Below are 15,551 nucleotides of genomic sequence, written 5' to 3'. Positions count from 1 at the left end.
GATCATGAGGCGGCTCCCGAACGGAGTTGTCAGGCTACGACAGTCGCGGCCCTCCCTGCACGTGAGAACGAGGACAGGTCGAAGGCCGCGTGCGGCCGCAGCCGCAACAGTCGGGAAACAGGACTGAAACATTGCCGCCTTCGGTCTGTGGGCGCACGGTGGGCCATGGGCAAGAAGACGGACGAATACGAAGCCGAGCTCGAGCGCCTGCAGATCCTGCTGGTCGAGACCCAGGCCTGGACCATCGACACCGGCGTGAAGACGGTGATCGTGTTCGAGGGGCGCGATTCCGCCGGCAAGGACGGCGCCATCAAGCGCATCACCGAACATATGGCGCTGCGTCAGACGCGCGTCGTGGCCCTGCCCAAACCGACCGACCGCGAGACAGGGCAGTGGTATTTCCAGCGCTACGTTCCCCATCTTCCGGCCGAGGGCGAGACGGTGCTGTTCAACCGCTCCTGGTACAACCGGGCCGGGGTGGAACGGGTCATGGGATTTTGCGGGCCGGAGGAATACGCCCGGTTCCTGAAGGACGCCCCCCATTTCGAGCGGATGCTGGCGGACGGCGGGATCAACATCATCAAGTTGTGGCTGGACATCTCCAGGGCCGAGCAGGCGGAGCGTCTGGCCGCCCGGCTCGCCGATCCCCTGAAGCGGTTCAAGGTTTCCTCGCTGGACGCCGAGGCGCAGGACCGCTGGGACGCCTACAGCGCCGCCCGCGACCGGATGCTGGACCAGACCGACCACCGCACGGCGCCGTGGACGGTGGTCGCCACCGACCACAAGAAGACCGCCCGGCTAAACATCATCCGTCACATCCTGCGGACGATCGGCGGTCCCGGCGCCGCGGCCGACCAGCCGGATCCCGACGTTGTCTTCCCTGCCGCCAAATCCGGCGGACGGCTCGCGGCCTAGAAGCCGACTTCCGCCCGCAGCGCTTCAGGCGCGACGCCGTCAGCGCGGAGTTGGGCCAGGGTCACCGAATTGTCCCGCTTGGCGAACCGCCGGCCGTCGGGGCCGGTCAGCAGGCGGTGATGCCGGTAGACCGGCGTCGGCCAGCCCATCAGGGCCTGGATGAGCACCTGGATGTGGGTCGCCTCGAACAGGTCCTCGCCGCGGATGACGTGGCTGACGCCCTGCAGGGCGTCGTCGTGGGTGACGGCGAGGTGGTAGGCGGTTCCTGCGTCCTTGCGGGCCAGGACGACGTCTCCGGCCGTCTCGGGCCGCGCCCGGATCCGTCCGGTCTCGCCCCCGGGCCCCGCCCCTTCCTCGACGAAGGCGAGAGCGTCCCAGGACCTCTCGCCCAGGTCCGCGCGGGCGCGGTCCAGCGACAGACGCCAGGCGTAAGGGCGGCCTTCCGCCAGAAGCCGGTCTTCCTCGGCGCGCGGGTGCGGTCCGGGCCTGACAGCGTCGGCCGGCCCATGGGGCGCGTCGCCGATGGCGTCGAGAATCTCCTTGCGGGTGCGGAAGCACCGATACAGCAGGCCGCGCCGCTGGAGCTCTCCGACCACGGCCGCATACTCCGCAAGGTGTTCGGACTGGCGCCGTACAGGCCGGTCCCAGTCGAGGCCCAGCCACCGCAGGTCCTCGAGGATGCCCGCCTCGAACTCGGGCCGGCATCGGGTCGGGTCGATATCCTCGATCCGCAGCAGGAACCGGCCGCCGGCGGCCCGGGCGGCGCGCCAGACGGTGAGGGCCGAAAAGGCGTGGCCCTTGTGTAGCCGGCCGGTCGGGGACGGAGCGAAGCGGGTGACGAACATCGGCCCACGATAGCGGGAAGCGGACGCGATCACAGCCGTCGCGCTTGTGGCCTGCGGGACCGGCGCTACGGTCTGGCGATGCAGACACCCTACTGGCTGGACGACATCGAGGCGGCGCGTCGGACCGTGGTCGAACTCGACCCCCGATTGGCGCGAGCCCACGCCGAGACCCCCGCCTTCGCCTGGCGCCGCCGCACCGGCGGCTTCGAGGGCCTGTTTCACATGATCGTAGACCAGCAGGTCTCGCTCGCTTCCGCCGCGGCGATCTGGAAGCGGGTCGAGGCCGGTCTGGCGGCCGAGGTCACGCCGGAGCGCATGCTGGGCACGGACATCGAGACCCTGCGAAGCTTCGGACTGTCGATCCAGAAGGCGACCTATGGGCACGAGATCGCGCGGGCCCATGTCGAGGGCCGGATCGACTTCGATCACCTTGAACGTCTGTCGGACGAGGAGGCCATCGCCCGCCTGACGGCCATCAAGGGCGTCGGCAAATGGACGGCCGAAACATTCCTGATGTTCTGCGAGGGGCGTCGGGACGTCTTTCCGGCGGGAGATATCGCCCTGCAGGAGGCCATGCGCTGGGCCGACGGGGCGGCGCTGCGTCCGCGCGAGAAGGACGCCTACGTCCGCGCCGAAATCTGGCGGCCGCACCGCAGCGTGGCGGCGCATCTGCTGTGGGGATGGTATGGAGCAGTGAAGCGCGGCGAGACCGCGCTGCAGGAACCCGCCGTTTGAGCCCCATCGTCGACGCAAACCTGGCCACGCCCGAGACCGTGCTCGGCGCGCTCGATTTCGCCGGCGTGGCGGTGTTCGCGGCCACCGGCGCCCTGGCGGCGGCGCGCGAGAAGCACGACCTCGTCACCTTCGCCTTCTTCGGCGCCATCACCGGCGTGGGCGGCGGCACCCTTCGCGACCTGCTGATCGGCGCGCCGGTGTTCTGGGTGCAGGACTGGCGCTACATCGCCGTCTGTCTGGCCGCCTCCGTGGCGGTCTGGCTGGCGGGGTCCCGCACCTGGCGGTTCCGGGCCCTGCTATGGCTCGACGCCGTCGGCCTGGCGGCCTACGGCGTGATGGGCGCGGCCAAGGCCGAGGCCTACCAGGTCGCCCCCCTGATCTGCATCGTCATGGGCGCGCTGACCGCCTGTTTCGGCGGCGTGGTGCGCGACCTGCTGGCGGGTCAGCCGTCGATCCTGCTGCGGCGCGAGATCACCGTGTCGGCGGCGCTGCTGGCGGCCACGGTCTATGTGGTGGCCCGCTTCGCCGGGCTTGAGGCGTGGCCGGCGGCGCTGATCGCGGCGCCGTGCGGCTTCGCCCTGCGCGCCGGGGCCCTGATCTGGGGCTGGAGCCTGCCCGCCTTCCCGGGGAGCGCCGCGCGCGGCTGAGCGTTGTCGAACCGTCACCCGGCCGTCATCGCCAAGCTGTCGAATCAGGCGTAGGATTCGGGCACAGCCAGGGAAGGAGACGTGTCTTCAGTCCGGTCGCGTCGATAAGCCTCATCCGTTCGGCGAGGGCCTGATGCAGGTCCTGAGCCGCCCCCCGTCCGGCTGGCCCGCGCTGGTGCTTAACGCCGACTTCCGCCCCCTGTCCTATTATCCGCTGTCGATCTGGCCGTGGGAGGAGGTGGTCAAGGCGGTGTATCAGGACCGTGTCGACGTGGTCTCGACCTACGACAAGGTCGTGCGCAGTCCGTCGATGGAAATCGTCCTGCCCAGCGTGATCGCGCTGAAGAACTACGTCGATCAGGACCGGCAGCCCGCCTTCACCCGCTTCAACGTCTTCCTGCGCGACGGCTTCGCCTGCCAGTACTGCAACGCGACCACCGAGCTGACCTTCGACCACGTGATCCCGCGCAGCCGCGGCGGGCGCACCACCTGGGAGAACATCGTCGCCGCCTGCAGCCCCTGCAATCTGAAGAAGGGCGGCCGCACCCCGCAGCAGGCCGGCATGCCGATGCGCCGCACCCCGCACCGTCCCAGCGCCTGGCAGCTGCAGGAGTTCGGGCGCAAATTCCCGCCGCATTATCTGCATCAGAGCTGGCTCGACTACCTCTACTGGGACATCGAGCTGGAGCCCTGAGGTCCTGCCGGGAACCCGCGTCGCCGGGAGCCGGTTGGTCTCGCCGAGGCGGACTCGGGAGATTCAATGCGGCCGGGCACAATGATCATCGTGGCGCTTGCGGCGGTGGCGGTCAGCGTCGCGCTCTATTACGCCACAGGCGGACACTTCGTGTTCTTCTTCCTGCCGCTGCTGTTCGGCCTGCCGTTTCTCGGCCACCGACGGAGTTGAGCCGTTTCGGGATACTCCCGATACGGGAACAGAAGCTGCTCTCCGGTGGTTTCACCGTTCGAGGCAATCGGGAGAGACGCCATGAAGAAGACGCTTGCAGCCATCACGGCTGGATGCCTGCTCATCGCCGGCCAGGCCGCCGCGACCAGCCAGGGCGCGCGTGTCGGAGACCGCGTGGGAGCGAAGGCTGACGCCTCGAGCGAGTTCCGCGGCGTCCCGATCATCGGGCTGCTGGCCATCGCCGGCGTGCTGGCGGCTGCGATCGTGGTCGTTTCGGGCGACGATTCCGACAGCGATTGACGCAGCTGGCTGACGGATTGACGAAATCACGGGAGCGGTCCAGTCCGCTGCCATGAGAATCCGTGTCCGCGCCGAACTGGTCTACCGCTTCGACCCTCCTACCGACGCGATCTACAAGATCCAGGTCGCGCACTGGCCCGGGCAGACCATCCTCGAGGAGCGTCTGACCGCCGCGCCCGCCGTCGACTTCACCGAGGACGAGGACGAGGAGTTCGGCGCCCGGACCCTGCGCGCCCACCTGTCCGGCGATATCGCCCTGACCTATGAAGCGCTGGTCGACAACGGCACGCTGAAGGGGCTGCCGCCGGTCACCGTGCAGCACGACTGGGGCGATCTGCCGGCCGAGGTGCTGCCGTATCTGAACCCGAGCCGCTACTGCCCGTCCGACCAATTCGGGCGTTTCGTGGAGCGCACCTTCGGGGGCACGGTCGGCGGCGACCGGGTGCTGAAGATCCTCGACTGGATCAAGGCCGAGATCGATTACGAGCCCGGGGCCTCCGACAGCGAAACCACCGCGGCGCGGACCTTCATCGACCGGGCCGGGGTGTGCCGCGACTTCACCCACATGGGCATCACCCTGTGCCGCGCCTCCGGCATTCCGGCCCGCGCCGTCAGCGCCTATGCGCACCAGCTGCAGCCGCCGGATTTCCACGCCATCTTCGAGGTCTGGCTGTCCGACGGCTGGTGGCTGGTCGACCCGACCGGGCTGGCGCCTGTCGAGGGGCTGGTGCGCATCGCCTGCGGCCGTGACGCGGCCGACATCGCCTTCCTGACCACCCAGGGCCGCTGCGAACTGGTGCGGCAGTCGGTGACGGCCGAGGCGGTCTAGTCGCCGGCGCCCGGCGCGGCCTTCCACGCCTCGATATGCTCGAGCCGGCGCAGCACCTTGTTGTCGGGGTCGATCAGCACATGCGCGCCGGCGGGGGCGGCGACGACCCCGCGGCCGCCGGTCATCGGCACGGTCTGGCGCCGGCCGTCGATCTCGACCTCGACCGGCATCGGGAAGACGGCGCGGTCGCCGGTCACCCATTCCAGAGACAGGCGACCGCCTTCGCGGGTCTGCCTCAGGTCGGGCAGGGCGGCCTGGTACAGGTAGCCGCGGAAGAACCAGGTCAGGTCGCGGCCGGTCTCCTCGTTGACGATGGCCAGGAACTCGTCCGTCGTGCCGTAGCGCGGCCGGAACGCGCCCGGCCGCGGCGTCGCCGTGCCGTAGACCAGCCGGGTGACCGAGCGGAAGAAGGGTTTGTCGCCGATCAGCATGCGCAGACTGTGGGCGATCAGCGATCCCTTGGAATAGATGTCGTTCCCCGGCCCGATCTCGCCGTTGTAGACCTCGTCCTCGGTCTTTTCCGTGCCTGAGACGACGGCGAACCGGTTGCGCAGGCCCTTGCGCTGGCCGACCAGCGACGACTGCATCCAGGCCTCGCCGTTGAGCCAGCGATCAAAGAGCGGCTGCATGTAGCTGCCGAGGCCTTCGTGCAGCCACATGTCGTCGGCGTTGCGGTTGGTAAGCTGGTTGCCGAACCATTCGTGGGACAGTTCGTGGTGCAGCAGCCAGTCGAAGCCGCGGCCGTCCAGCCTGTAGCCGTTGCCGTAGGCGTTGATCGTCTGGTGCTCCATGCCCAGGTGCGGCGTCTCGACCACGCCCATCTTCTCGTCCGCGAACGGATAGGGCCCGACGGTCGCCTCGTAGAAGTCCAGCATCGGGGCGAACTGGGCGAACAGGGCGTCGACCCGGGCCGGATCGTCAGACGCCAGATGCCAGTAGGTCATCGGGAAGCTGTTGCCGAAGCGGCTGCGGTACTGCGCCGTGCGCTCGGCGTAGGGGCCGATGTTCAGGGCGATGGCGTAGGTGTTCGGATGCGCCGCCGACCAGTTCCAGGTGGTCCAGCCGTCGCCGTGGTCCTGCTTGCCGAGGAAGCGGCCGTTCGACGGAGCCGACAGGGCCGAGGGCACGGTGATGTGCAGGTCGACCCGCCCCGGCTCCGCCAGCGGGTGGTCGATGCAGGGCCAGAAGATGTCGCAGCCCTCGCCCTGGACGGCGGTGGCGATCCACGGCTGGCCGTCCGGGGTGGTCGCCCACTGGAAGCCGCCGTCCCACGGCGAGTTGGGCGCCACGCGGGGCTGGCCGGCGTAGGCGATGCGCAGCCGGACAGTCTGGCCGGCCTCGAGCGTCCGGCCGAGCTCGACCGTCATCCGCCCCTCGGGATTGGACCACCGGCCGGGGGGAAGCGCGACGCCGTCCACGGCGACTTCCGAGACGGTCAGCAGGGTGTCGAGCTCGACCGCAAGCCGCTCGATCGGGGCGGTGGCGGTGAAGTCCAGCACCGCGACGGCGTCGATGGCCCTGTCGTCCGGGATGACCCTGATCGACAGGTCCGCCCTGTCGAACCGCACCGCCAGCTGCTCCGGCGTGCGGGGCTGGTCGGTGCCGAGGGTGAAGGCGGTCGATTCGCGCGCGGGGGCGGCCGGCTCCTGCGCATGGACCGCACCCGCCGCCAGGACCGCGGCAAGGACGACAGGCGACGCCCGCAGCGCGGCCTTCATCAGTGCGACGCCTGCTGACGTTCGCGCTGCGCGCGGCGGTAGGCCTGGGCGCGGTCGACGGCGTCGAGCTGGCGCAGCACCTTGTTCTCCGGGTCCACGATCACGACGGCGCCGGGCGGCGTGTCGATGAAGCCGCGGCCGTCGCGCATGTCCAGCACCCGGACCCGGCCGTTGACCTCGACCTCCAGCGGCATCGGGAAGACACCGGCCGGCGTCGACCATTCGAGGTTCAGCCGGTCGCCGTCCCGCGTCTGCTTCAGCACCGGCAGCGAGGCCTCGTACAGATAGGCGTTGAAGAACCAGTCGTAGTTCCGCCCCGTCACCTCGTTGACGATGCGGTTGTAGTCCGGCGTCGAGCGGGTCACCGGCCGGAAATTGCCGGGCGCGGGATCCGGGCGGCCGTAGACGAGGATGCGCAGGGCTTCGAAGAAGTCCCGGTCGCCCATTGTCATCCGCAGGGTGTGGGCGATCAGCGAGCCCTTGGAATAGATGTCGCCGCCGGGCCCCGTGGGCCGGTTGTAGACGTCATCGACCGTTTGCGTCCGCCGCGACACCACCGGCGCCCGGTTCATCAGCCCGTCGCGCTGATTGGCGAGTTCGCGATGCATATACTGTTCGCCGCGAAGCCAGCGCGCGTAGAGCGGTTGCATGTAGCTGCCGAGGCCCTCGTGCAGCCACATGTCGTCGGCGTTGCGGTTGGTCAGCTGGTTCGCGAACCACTCGTGCGAAAACTCATGCTGCAGCAGCCAGTCGTAGCCGCGCTCGTCGATGGCGTAGCCGTTGCCGTAGGCGTTCAGGGTCTGGTGCTCCATGCCCAGGTGTGGCGTCTCGACCACGCCCATCTTCTCTCCGCCGAACGGGAACGGGCCGATCCAGGCCTCGAAGAAGTCGAGCATCTGCGGGAATTCGGCGAACAGCCGCTGCACGTCCTCGGGCTTGTCGGACTTCAGATGCCAGTAGTGCATCGGGATGACGTTGCCGAAGCGGCTGCGGTACTCGCCGGTGACCTCCTCGAACGGCCCGACGTTGATGTTCACCGCGTAGATGTTCGGAGTCCCGATGCTCCAGTTCCAGGTGGTGGTGCCGTCGCCGTTGTCGGTCTTGCCCTGGAACACGCCATTGCCCGGCGCCGACAGGTTCGAGGGCACGGTGACGTGCAGGTCGACCCGTCCCGGCTCGGCATTGGAGTTGTCGATGCAGGGGAAGATCAGGTCGCATCCGTCCAGCTGGACGGCGGTGGCGATCCACGGCTCTCCGCCGGGGGCCGTCGACCACACGAAACCGCCGTTCCAGGGCGCCCGCCGCGCCGTGTGCGGCCGGCCTTCATAGGCGATGCGCAGCGCGGTCCGGTCGCCGGCGGCCAGGGCGTGGGGGAGCTGGACGGTCATCCGGCCTTCCGGATTGCTCCAGCGATCACGCGGAATGGTCTGGCCGTCGACCTGCACGTCGGTGACGTCGAACAGGGCGTCCAGCTCCACGACCAGCGCCTCGACCGGCGACAGGACGGTGAAGTCCAGCACGGCGACGCCGCGGATGGCCCTGGCCTCGGGCAGGACCGTGATCGACAGGTCGGCCTTGTCGAACCGCACCGCCTCCTGCTCGGGCGTGCGCGGCTGATCCGTCTCGAGCGTGAAGGCCGAGGCCTCCGGCCCGCCGCCCGCGTTTCGATCCTGCGCCATCGCGCCCGTCGCCATCAGGGCCAGCGCACTGGTCATAGCTACGGCGCGTCCGAAAGTTCCCAGCATTCCAAGCCCCATCCTGTTGCCCGCCGGGACGGTAGGCGATGGACCGGTCCCGACAAATGAACTCCCTGTAATCTTAGCCGTCGAGGCCGCGGGCCTTGCGTTGGGCCCGGGTGGCCCGCCGCGCCCAGGCCTTGTCGATCTGCTCGCGCAGGCGCTCGTCGTCGGCGGCTTCGTAGCGGACCAGCACCGCCGGCCAGCCCTCGAAATGCGGCGTCTTGAAATAGGTCAGGGGCTCCGTCTCCATCAGCAAGTCGATGTCGCCATGATCCAGCGACAGGGAGACCGCGTCCGGCAAGCGGGTGTCGTTGACCAGCAGCTTGCCGCGCAGGCGGACGCAGCGGACCCCGTGCAGCGTCGACTCCTCGGTGTCGGGCAACGAAAGGGCGTAGGCGTACATCTCGTCCCGGGTCATCTTCCCCTCCAGGGCGGGAGGGCTTCATGCCCGCAGGGCGGACGGGCCCTTTTCCGCGTCTCTGGTCAGAGTGGCCCGGGAGGCGCGACGAGCGCAAAGAAAAAGGCCGGCGTTTCCGCCGGCCCCTTCAGATCTCGATGGCGTCGCTGATCAGGCGGCGGCTTGTTCGGCCAGCTTGGCCTTGACCTGGCGCTTGATGCGCTGGGCGGCGACCGACAACTGCTCGTCGCGAGCCTTGACGATGAACGGGTCCAGGCCGCCCTTGAAGTCGAGGGTGCGCAGCGCGGCGTTCGAGATGCGCAGCGAGAAGGTCTGGCCGAGGGCTTCCGAAGCGACCTTGACCGTCTTCAGCGACGGCAGGAACCGGCGCTTGGTCTTGATGTTCGAGTGGCTCACGCTGTGGCCGACCATCGGGCCGATACCGGTGAGTTCGCAGCGACGCGACATCTGACTATCCTTCGGAGCGGTCCGCGGAACGAGGCGGACGCATGAAACAGGTGCGCGCGGGAGGTCATCCCGCGCGAGAGGGGGGCGTATAGAGGAGGAGTCCGCGTCCCGTCAAGACTTGGAGGACGCAAGGGAGCCGTTCAGCCACCGTTCAATTCCGGCCATATATCCCCAATACATATGAGACCGATGTTCAATCCAGGGACCGTCATGAAGCCTTCCGCCCTCGTTCGTGTCGCCGCCACAGCCGCGCCCGTGGTCGCCGGCGCCCTGTTCCTGGCCGCGCCCGTCGCCCCGCAAGCCGCGATGGCGCCCCAGTCCAGCGCCGACACCGTGCTGCCCGGCTATTGGGAGTACACCACCAGCGCCGTCGGCGTCCGCGACACCGAAACCAAATGCGTGCGCCCCAGCGAGATCAACCGCTTCTTCGGCGGCCTGTCGACGCGCCGCTGGCAGTGCACCTATCCGGTGCGCCAGGTCGGTAACGGCAACGCCCGGTTCGAGGGCACCTGCACCGATCGCAAGGGCCGCCGCGTCAACGTCCGCCTGAACGGCACCTACCGGCAGGAGAGCTTCACCTTCCGGGGCGGAGCCCAGCTGGCGCGCGGCACGCCCTATCTGCCGGCCAGCATCACCGCGCGCCGGCTCGCCGCCCAGTGTCCGGTCAACGCCGAGTATTTCTGAGCCCTTGATCTGGATCATAGTCGGTCGCCGTGGTCCCGGTATCGATCGCCGGGTGGAGGCCGATATGACACGCGAAGCCATGCTTGCCGGACTGGGACTGCTCGCCTTGGGGCTGGCCGGGTGCGCCACTGACGACAGCCCGGTTGCGGGCGGGCTGGACGCCGCCCCCGTCGGCTCAGCGGCCCTGGGGGGAAATCTGGTCCGGCTCAGGTGCGCCGGCTGCCACGCGGTCGAACTGACCGGCGACAGCCCGATGAAAGCCGCCCCGCCTTTTCGTGAGATGGGCCGCACCTATCCGGTGCGCGATCTGCAGGAAGCCCTCGCCGAGGGTCTCGTCACGGCGCATCCGGCCATGCCGCCCATCGCGCTTGAGGAAAGCGACGTGGCCAATGTCATCGCCTACCTCGAATCCGTCTCCGGCACGGGCGGCGGCGGTCCCAACTAGTCAAAAGGCCCGGGATCGCTCCCGGGCCTTTCGTTACTCTGCGTCGGGGCCCTTTCAGGCGGCTTCGGCTTCTTCCGCGGCCTCGGCGGCGGCGATGACCGCCTTCTTGGCGCTCAGCGACTTGCCGAGCAGCTCGACGGCGGCGTCCTTGTCGATGCGATTGGCCGCGGCGACTTCGCGGGCCATGCGATCCAGCGCCGATTCATAGAGCTGGCGCTCCGAATAGGATTGTTCCGGCTGGCTGTCGGCGCGGTGCAGGTCGCGGACCACCTCGGCGATCGAGATCAGGTCGCCCGAGTTGATCTTGGCCTCGTACTCCTGCGCGCGGCGCGACCACATGGTGCGCTTGATGCGGGCGCGACCCTTCAGCGTGGTCAGGGCCTTCGAGACGACGTCGTCGGCGGCCAGCGAGCGCAGGCCGGCGGTCTTGGCTTTCCGGGTCGGCACCCGCAGGGTCATCTTCTCGTGATCGAAGGTCACGACATAGACCTCCAGAGACATGCCCGCGACTTCCTGGGTCTCGACCGCCGCCACCTTGCCGACGCCGTGCGCCGGATAGACGACCGCGTCGCCAACCTTGAATTCCAGACCAGTCTTGTTCGTCATGTCATTCCTTTCCCGGCGCGAGACGGCGGGGCGAGGCGCATACGTGGAAACGACGGGGGCTCATCCCGCGGCTACGGCCGCCGGCGCGCTTGTCAGTCGTCAAAACGGAAACGGATCACCAAACCTCTGGCCGATCCCGCCTGCGTGGACGGGATTCTGTCGCAAACGCGGGCGGCGCGAAGAAATCGCAGACCGCCCGACCCAATGACAGGAACCTATCACAAATCTGCGGAATTTCAAAACGTCCACAGCGTCAGCGTACGGAAGGCTGTAAATCCTCTCCGGATCGTGAAAGCGCCCGATGGACGGTCCAGACGACGCCGGTCAGGGCGAAGGCCAGCGCACATGCGATCCATTCGCTGCGATCGCCAGGCGCGGCGAGCAACCTGGGCAGGTGCACGAGGAAAATCCACGAGGCGAACATGGCCCCGACCAGCGCCGAGGCGAGCCGCGCCATGAGGCCGGTGACCAGCGCCAGTCCGGCGGCGATGTTGGCGGCGCCCGTGACCCAGGGCCACAGGGCCCGTCCCGGCATCCACTCCGGGATCATCCCGGCGATGGCGCCGACGTACAGCCAGTGCACCACGCCGAACACGATCAGCATCAGGCCGACGGCCATCCGCGCCGCCCGCGTCAGGTCGTCGCGTCCCGGCGCGGCGATCAGCATCGCGGCGGAGAGGAGGCCCAGCACCTGCAGCGCCGACACCCAGCGGACGGCGTCGCCGGGCGTGGCGATCAGGCCGGGGACGTGGGCGAACATCAGGAGCGTGAGCACGCCCCACAGGGCCAAGGCCGCCGGCTGCGCCATGCGGGCCCAGGTCAGTCCCGCACCCGCGAGCAGGAGGCCGGCGGCATTCAACCGGATGCCCCAGGGCGGCGCTTCGAACGGCTGAAGCCCGTCGATCAGGTGATTGAAATACAGGCTGATGACGCCAAAGCCGATCAGTCCCGCCGCCAGCATCAGCCGTCCCGGCAGCGGCAGCCCCACGATGTCGCGCATGCGCCGTCCTCCCCGGCGCAGCAGACCACGCGAGGCGGATCAGCGCAAAGGAACGGTGATCAGCTGCCCTTGCCGGGGTTCGGCGAGAAGTATTTCTCGAACTTGCCCGTCTCCCGCTCGAACGCCTCCGCGTCGGCGGGCGGCGTGCCCTTGACCGTGATGTTCGGCCAGACCTTGGCGTATTCGGCGTTGACCATCAGCCACTTGCCGTCCGGCTCGTCCTCGGTGTCGGGCTTGATGGCGTCGACCGGGCATTCGGGCTCGCAGACGCCGCAGTCGATGCATTCGTCCGGCGCGATGACGAGGAAATTCTCGCCCTCATAGAAGCAGTCGACGGGGCAGACCTCGACGCAGTCCATGAACTTACATTTCACGCAGGCGTCGGTGACGATGTAGGTCATGGAGCGGAAGGGTGATCGCGCGGTTGAGGGGGACGGGCTGCGCAGATGACCCCCGCGGCGGACTCTGTCAACCGGCGCTCGTGTCGCGGCCCTGCTCGCTTCCGACGTCGCGGTCGGCGTAGAGGGTCCGCGCCTCCTCCGCCGGACCGCGCCGTTCACCCAGCCCCTCCACCGTCAGGTCGATCAGACGGCCGCCGATGGCGAACACCAGTCCGTCGCCGACGTGGACGCTGCGGCTGGGCTTGTCCAGCCGGGTCTGGACTCCGTTGTGGGTCAGACGCACGGCGCCGCGCTCGACCATGGCGGCGGCCAGCGAGCGGCTTTTCGCGAAGCGGGCCCGCCACAGCCAGACATCGATGCGGCAACTGGTCTCGCTCACTTGGCGGTCCGCCTGCGGGGGCGCTTCCGCCGCGCCGGGGCCGGGGGCGCGGTCAGTACGGACAAGGCGGCGAACGGCGAGTCCGGCGCCGCCGCCGGGCCCCGGCCGGCCCGGTCCGGCTGCTGCGCCCGGGTGGATTTCAACGCCGCCGCCAGCGCCTTCGCCTCCCCGGGCGTGAGGCCCAGTTCGGCCAGATCGGTTTCGCTCGGCACGCCCCTGTTGCGCGCCCGCCGCTCGGCGAGGGATTCCAGCAGTTCGACCCCGGCGGCGACGCGGCCGACGGCGCGCAGGCCGAACGCCGACAGCAGCCGGGCCGAGGGGGCGGTTTCGGGCAGGGGCGTCAGCGGGGTCGCGCCCGGCCGGAACGGCTCGCCGGCGACGAAGGCCCGCGCCACCGTGGCGCCGCGCCCCTTCATCAGCGCCGGCAGCCATACCGAATGCGCTCCCAGCCGTACGCCGAAGCTCTTCAGCGTCCGGCGCTCGACCTGGCTCAGGGCGGCGAGGTCGCGCTCGACGTCGCGGCGGTCGATCACGCCGCCCGCCTCGACCAGCCGGAAGGCGACGCCGCGAGGAAGACCCTTGAGCGTGCCGTTCTCGACCGCCGTCTTCAGCCGCCTGAGCGCCCTCAGCGCGCGTCCGGCCTCGCCCGCCAGCCAGGCCTCGAGCCGCCGCTGCGCCCGTTCGCGCGCCGCCACGGGGCCGAGTTCGCCCAGCAGCCGGACGCGCGGCGCGAACCAGTCGCCGCCGGTGACCTGTCCGGCCTGCGCCCCGCGCCACAACACCGCGCCGTCGGGCGTCACCGAGAAGGCGTCGTCCGTATCCGCCGCCAGCCGCCCCAGCCGTCGGGCTATCTCGGGCGTCACCGCCTGCCGCGCCGCGTGGCGCAGGGCCTTGTCCTCCAGCGCGCTGGCGCCCTTGTCGATCTGGAAGTCGACGCCCGTGAGACGGCCGACGGCGTGGCCCTCGACCACCACCGCCCCATCCGCCTCGACGTCCGCCACCGCGTCCTCGCGCACGTTCAGGGCGCGCATCAGGGCGGTGGTGCGGCGGTCGACGAAGCGGGCCGTGAGCCGCTCGTGCAGCACGTCGGACAGCCGCTCCTCCAGCGCCCTGGTGCGGTCGCGCCAGCCCTGGGCCTGATCCAGCCAGTCGGGCCGGTTGGCGATATAGCTCAGCGTCCGCACCCCGCTCAGCCGCGCCGAGAGCTGATCGATCTGGCCGTCGTCGCGGTCCAGATCGGCGAAGCGGGGCGCGATCCAGTCGGCGGTCAGCCGGCCGCGTTTCCCGGTCAGGGCCTCGAAGATGTCCTTCGCCAGCCGCGAATGCTCGTCCAGGGTCGTCTTCTGGAAGTCCGGCAGCTGGCAGGCTTCCCACAGCCGCATGATCGCGCCCCGGGACCGGCCGATGCGGGCCACGTCCTCGTCCTTGGCCAGGCGGCGGAGCAGGGTTTCGTCGAGGGCAGGCTGGGTCAGGCTGAGGCCCCGCACCCCCGGCGTCACCGTCAGCGAGCGCAGCAGGTCCGGCAGGGTGTCGAAGTCCAGCCGGGCGTTGCGCCATTCCGCCGCCTCGACCGGATCGAAACGGTGCTCGACCACCTGCTCGACCAGGTCGGGATCCAGCTCGATCGCCTCGCCGGTGACGCCGAAGGTGCCGTCGCGCAGGTGCCGGCCCGCGCGTCCGGCGATCTGACCGATCTCATGGGCGTGCAGCCAGCGCGTCCGCCGTCCGTCGAACTTCCTCAGGCCGGCGAAGGCGACATGGTCGACCTCCATGTTCAGCCCCATGCCGATGGCGTCCGTGGCCACGAGGAAGTCGACCTCGCCCGACTGGAACAGTTCGACCTGGGCGTTGCGGGTGCGGGGCGACAGGCTGCCCATCACCACCGCCGCCCCGCCGCGCTGCCGCCGGATCAGTTCGGCGATGGCGTAGACCTGCTCGGTGCTGAAGGCGACGATGGCGCTGCGCCGGGGCAGGCGGGTCAGCTTCTTCGATCCGGCGTAGGACAGCGTCGACAGCCGCTCGCGGGACACGATCTCCACGTCGGGAACCAGCGAGCGGATCAGCGGGGCCATGGTTCCGGCCCCGAGGAACATGGTCTCGAACCGGCCGCGGGCGTGCAGCAGCCGCTGGGTGAAGACGTGGCCGCGCTCCGGGTCGGCGACCAGCTGGATCTCGTCGACCGCGAGGAACTCGACCTGCCGCTCCATCGGCATGGCCTCGACGGTGCAGACGAAATAGTGGGCCCGCGGCGGAACGATCTTCTCCTCGCCAGTGACCAGGGCGACCGCCGCCGCGCCCCGCCGTTTGACGATGCGGTCGTAGATCTCGCGCGCCAGAAGCCGCAGCGGCAGGCCGATCATGCCCGAGGCGTGGCCCAGCATCCGCTCGACCGCCAGGTGGGTCTTGCCGGTGTTGGTGGGGCCCAGCACCGCGACGACGCGCGAGGGGGCCATGCCGGTGGCGCGGTCGCTCATGAGACTGAAAAGGTGGCTGTTCCCGCCCGGTTCCTCAAGCGCCGTGGAGACGATTCCCGCGCCGG

General features: G+C 69.6%; 19 protein-coding genes. 9 read left to right on the top strand and 10 right to left on the bottom strand.

All coding sequences use genetic code 11. The features are described from left to right. Nucleotides 1–165 precede the first annotated feature (165 nt). Nucleotides 166–915 (top strand): polyphosphate kinase 2, encoded by a 750-nt coding sequence (gene ppk2 / locus VGD32_RS08735; protein ID WP_331031505.1) that lies wholly within the window; start codon nucleotides 166–168, stop codon nucleotides 913–915. On the opposite strand, the gene gluQRS is transcribed toward ppk2, so the two are convergent. Continuing rightward, nucleotides 912–1,760 carry a tRNA glutamyl-Q(34) synthetase GluQRS gene (gene gluQRS / locus VGD32_RS08730; RefSeq protein ID WP_331031504.1) on the bottom strand — a complete coding sequence of 283 codons (849 nt, stop codon included), beginning with the start codon at nucleotides 1,758–1,760 and terminating at the stop codon, nucleotides 912–914. The two genes, ppk2 and gluQRS, sit on opposite strands and share 4 nt — an antisense overlap. 78 nt (nucleotides 1,761–1,838) lie before the next feature. On the opposite strand from gluQRS, the gene VGD32_RS08725 reads away from it, so the two are divergent. The 6 genes from VGD32_RS08725 to VGD32_RS08700 all read left to right on the top strand — a co-directional run bounded on the left by VGD32_RS08725 (nucleotide 1,839) and on the right by VGD32_RS08700 (nucleotide 5,175). Continuing rightward, nucleotides 1,839–2,495 carry a DNA-3-methyladenine glycosylase gene (locus tag VGD32_RS08725; protein ID WP_331031503.1) on the top strand — a complete coding sequence of 219 codons (657 nt, stop codon included), beginning with the start codon at nucleotides 1,839–1,841 and terminating at the stop codon, nucleotides 2,493–2,495. Further along, entirely contained in the window at nucleotides 2,492–3,142 is a 651-nt protein-coding gene (locus VGD32_RS08720; RefSeq protein WP_331031502.1) for a trimeric intracellular cation channel family protein, read from the top strand. Before VGD32_RS08725 ends, VGD32_RS08720 begins: the two co-directional genes overlap by 4 nt. A 133-nt stretch (nucleotides 3,143–3,275) precedes the next feature. Beyond that, on the top strand, nucleotides 3,276–3,836 hold the full coding sequence (locus tag VGD32_RS08715; protein ID WP_331031501.1) for an HNH endonuclease: 561 nt from the start codon (nucleotides 3,276–3,278) through the stop codon (nucleotides 3,834–3,836). A gap of 66 nt (nucleotides 3,837–3,902) precedes the next feature. Continuing rightward, nucleotides 3,903–4,046, top strand: a complete 144-nt coding sequence (locus VGD32_RS08710; protein ID WP_331031500.1) for a hypothetical protein — start codon at nucleotides 3,903–3,905, stop codon at nucleotides 4,044–4,046. An 81-nt stretch (nucleotides 4,047–4,127) separates the two neighbouring features. Then, nucleotides 4,128–4,346 (top strand): hypothetical protein, encoded by a 219-nt coding sequence (locus tag VGD32_RS08705; RefSeq protein WP_331031499.1) that lies wholly within the window; start codon nucleotides 4,128–4,130, stop codon nucleotides 4,344–4,346. 52 nt (nucleotides 4,347–4,398) lie between these two features. Next, the gene (locus tag VGD32_RS08700) at nucleotides 4,399–5,175 is read left to right on the top strand and encodes a transglutaminase family protein (protein ID WP_331031498.1); all 777 of its coding nucleotides are present in this window, start codon (nucleotides 4,399–4,401) and stop codon (nucleotides 5,173–5,175) included. Here VGD32_RS08700 and VGD32_RS08695 read toward each other — a convergent pair. The 4 genes from VGD32_RS08695 to rpmB all read right to left on the bottom strand — a co-directional run bounded on the left by VGD32_RS08695 (nucleotide 5,172) and on the right by rpmB (nucleotide 9,497). After that, complete coding sequence (locus VGD32_RS08695) at nucleotides 5,172–6,893, bottom strand: M1 family metallopeptidase (RefSeq protein ID WP_331031497.1); 1,722 nt, start codon at nucleotides 6,891–6,893, stop codon at nucleotides 5,172–5,174. The two genes, VGD32_RS08700 and VGD32_RS08695, sit on opposite strands and share 4 nt — an antisense overlap. After that, the gene (locus VGD32_RS08690; RefSeq protein WP_331031496.1) at nucleotides 6,893–8,608 is read right to left on the bottom strand and encodes a M1 family metallopeptidase; all 1,716 of its coding nucleotides are present in this window, start codon (nucleotides 8,606–8,608) and stop codon (nucleotides 6,893–6,895) included. Before VGD32_RS08690 ends, VGD32_RS08695 begins: the two co-directional genes overlap by 1 nt. Nucleotides 8,609–8,711: 103 nt before the next feature. After that, nucleotides 8,712–9,050, bottom strand: coding sequence for an MmcQ/YjbR family DNA-binding protein (locus tag VGD32_RS08685; RefSeq protein ID WP_331031495.1), 339 nt, complete (start codon nucleotides 9,048–9,050; stop codon nucleotides 8,712–8,714). Nucleotides 9,051–9,200: 150 nt separating this feature from the next. Beyond that, complete coding sequence (rpmB, locus tag VGD32_RS08680; protein ID WP_168046428.1) at nucleotides 9,201–9,497, bottom strand: 50S ribosomal protein L28; 297 nt, start codon at nucleotides 9,495–9,497, stop codon at nucleotides 9,201–9,203. Nucleotides 9,498–9,707: 210 nt separating this feature from the next. On the opposite strand from rpmB, the gene VGD32_RS08675 reads away from it, so the two are divergent. Together VGD32_RS08675 and VGD32_RS08670 are read left to right on the top strand one after the other, a co-directional pair. Next, complete coding sequence (locus tag VGD32_RS08675) at nucleotides 9,708–10,181, top strand: DUF3617 domain-containing protein (protein WP_331031494.1); 474 nt, start codon at nucleotides 9,708–9,710, stop codon at nucleotides 10,179–10,181. Nucleotides 10,182–10,245: 64 nt separating this feature from the next. Further along, a complete protein-coding gene (locus VGD32_RS08670; RefSeq protein WP_331031493.1) occupies nucleotides 10,246–10,626 on the top strand; it encodes a c-type cytochrome in 381 nt (126 codons plus the stop codon). A gap of 54 nt (nucleotides 10,627–10,680) precedes the next feature. Here the strand turns inward: VGD32_RS08670 and VGD32_RS08665 are convergent, their stop codons facing one another. The 5 genes from VGD32_RS08665 to VGD32_RS08645 all read right to left on the bottom strand — a co-directional run bounded on the left by VGD32_RS08665 (nucleotide 10,681) and on the right by VGD32_RS08645 (nucleotide 15,486). Next, complete coding sequence (locus VGD32_RS08665) at nucleotides 10,681–11,232, bottom strand: CarD family transcriptional regulator (RefSeq protein WP_298748281.1); 552 nt, start codon at nucleotides 11,230–11,232, stop codon at nucleotides 10,681–10,683. Nucleotides 11,233–11,485: 253 nt separating this feature from the next. After that, the gene (locus VGD32_RS08660; RefSeq protein WP_331031492.1) at nucleotides 11,486–12,232 is read right to left on the bottom strand and encodes a DoxX family protein; all 747 of its coding nucleotides are present in this window, start codon (nucleotides 12,230–12,232) and stop codon (nucleotides 11,486–11,488) included. Nucleotides 12,233–12,291: 59 nt separating this feature from the next. Beyond that, the gene (fdxA, locus tag VGD32_RS08655) at nucleotides 12,292–12,633 is read right to left on the bottom strand and encodes a ferredoxin FdxA (protein WP_331031491.1); all 342 of its coding nucleotides are present in this window, start codon (nucleotides 12,631–12,633) and stop codon (nucleotides 12,292–12,294) included. A 67-nt stretch (nucleotides 12,634–12,700) separates the two neighbouring features. Then, a complete protein-coding gene (locus VGD32_RS08650) occupies nucleotides 12,701–13,012 on the bottom strand; it encodes an RNA-binding S4 domain-containing protein (RefSeq protein WP_331031490.1) in 312 nt (103 codons plus the stop codon). Continuing rightward, nucleotides 13,009–15,486: a helicase-related protein gene (locus VGD32_RS08645; protein ID WP_331031506.1), complete on the bottom strand. Its 2,478-nt coding sequence runs from the start codon at nucleotides 15,484–15,486 to the stop codon at nucleotides 13,009–13,011. The genes VGD32_RS08650 and VGD32_RS08645 overlap by 4 nt, the downstream gene beginning before the upstream one ends. Nucleotides 15,487–15,551 lie beyond the last annotated feature (65 nt).

This window comes from Brevundimonas sp. (assembly GCF_036402095.1).
In the GTDB taxonomy this organism is placed as follows: Bacteria; Pseudomonadota; Alphaproteobacteria; order Caulobacterales; family Caulobacteraceae; genus Brevundimonas.
Note: the sequence above shows the minus strand (reverse complement) of the source record. Positions and strands in the feature narration are given on the sequence as shown.

What these genes read in the sequence shown, in the direction of transcription:
- ppk2 (WP_331031505.1), top strand. Translation starts at nt 166, where the DNA reads ATGGGCAAGAAGACGGACGAATACGAAGCCGAGCTCGAGCGCCTGCAG.
- gluQRS (WP_331031504.1), bottom strand. Translation starts at nt 1,760, where the DNA reads ATGTTCGTCACCCGCTTCGCTCCGTCCCCGACCGGCCGGCTACACAAG.
- VGD32_RS08725 (WP_331031503.1), top strand. Translation starts at nt 1,839, where the DNA reads ATGCAGACACCCTACTGGCTGGACGACATCGAGGCGGCGCGTCGGACC.
- VGD32_RS08715 (WP_331031501.1), top strand. Translation starts at nt 3,276, where the DNA reads ATGCAGGTCCTGAGCCGCCCCCCGTCCGGCTGGCCCGCGCTGGTGCTT.
- VGD32_RS08710 (WP_331031500.1), top strand. Translation starts at nt 3,903, where the DNA reads ATGCGGCCGGGCACAATGATCATCGTGGCGCTTGCGGCGGTGGCGGTC.
- VGD32_RS08705 (WP_331031499.1), top strand. Translation starts at nt 4,128, where the DNA reads ATGAAGAAGACGCTTGCAGCCATCACGGCTGGATGCCTGCTCATCGCC.
- VGD32_RS08700 (WP_331031498.1), top strand. Translation starts at nt 4,399, where the DNA reads ATGAGAATCCGTGTCCGCGCCGAACTGGTCTACCGCTTCGACCCTCCT.
- VGD32_RS08695 (WP_331031497.1), bottom strand. Translation starts at nt 6,893, where the DNA reads ATGAAGGCCGCGCTGCGGGCGTCGCCTGTCGTCCTTGCCGCGGTCCTG.
- VGD32_RS08690 (WP_331031496.1), bottom strand. Translation starts at nt 8,608, where the DNA reads ATGACCAGTGCGCTGGCCCTGATGGCGACGGGCGCGATGGCGCAGGAT.
- VGD32_RS08685 (WP_331031495.1), bottom strand. Translation starts at nt 9,050, where the DNA reads ATGACCCGGGACGAGATGTACGCCTACGCCCTTTCGTTGCCCGACACC.
- rpmB (WP_168046428.1), bottom strand. Translation starts at nt 9,497, where the DNA reads ATGTCGCGTCGCTGCGAACTCACCGGTATCGGCCCGATGGTCGGCCAC.
- VGD32_RS08675 (WP_331031494.1), top strand. Translation starts at nt 9,708, where the DNA reads ATGAAGCCTTCCGCCCTCGTTCGTGTCGCCGCCACAGCCGCGCCCGTG.
- VGD32_RS08670 (WP_331031493.1), top strand. Translation starts at nt 10,246, where the DNA reads ATGACACGCGAAGCCATGCTTGCCGGACTGGGACTGCTCGCCTTGGGG.
- VGD32_RS08665 (WP_298748281.1), bottom strand. Translation starts at nt 11,232, where the DNA reads ATGACGAACAAGACTGGTCTGGAATTCAAGGTTGGCGACGCGGTCGTC.
- VGD32_RS08660 (WP_331031492.1), bottom strand. Translation starts at nt 12,232, where the DNA reads ATGCGCGACATCGTGGGGCTGCCGCTGCCGGGACGGCTGATGCTGGCG.
- fdxA (WP_331031491.1), bottom strand. Translation starts at nt 12,633, where the DNA reads ATGACCTACATCGTCACCGACGCCTGCGTGAAATGTAAGTTCATGGAC.
- VGD32_RS08645 (WP_331031506.1), bottom strand. Translation starts at nt 15,486, where the DNA reads ATGAGCGACCGCGCCACCGGCATGGCCCCCTCGCGCGTCGTCGCGGTG.